Annotated in this window: 1 protein-coding gene; it reads left to right on the top strand. The window is 57.1% G+C overall.

Annotated features, from left to right (window positions below; translation table 11 throughout):
- Window positions 1-15: 15 nt before the first annotated feature.
- Window positions 16-238: transposase (locus HMPREF2886_RS32785; protein WP_139148381.1), on the top strand; the 223-nt coding region annotated here is incomplete at its 3' end.

The raw sequence follows: 238 nt of genomic DNA, 5'->3' as shown, positions 1-238 counted from the left end.
GCTGAAGGAGTGTTCATGAAGCGCAAGAAATACAGTCCGGAATTCAAACGGGAAGCCATCGAGTTGGTTCTTCGTTCAGGGGCGAGCTGTCGACAAGTGGCTCTGGAGATTGGTGTGGCTCCGAACCTGCTCACACGCTGGGTTCGAGAGGCACAGCCAGGTACAGAAAAGGCATTTCCCGGAACAGGTAGCCCGCGAGATGAGGAGCTGGCCAGGCTCAAGCGTGAGTTGGCCCGAG

Origin of the sequence: Pseudomonas sp. HMSC066A08 (assembly GCF_001813025.1) — a bacterium.
Taxonomy (GTDB): Bacteria; Pseudomonadota; Gammaproteobacteria; order Pseudomonadales; family Pseudomonadaceae; genus Pseudomonas; species Pseudomonas aeruginosa.
The sequence above is the reverse complement of the archived record's forward strand: the minus strand, read 5'-3'. Positions and strand labels throughout refer to the sequence as shown.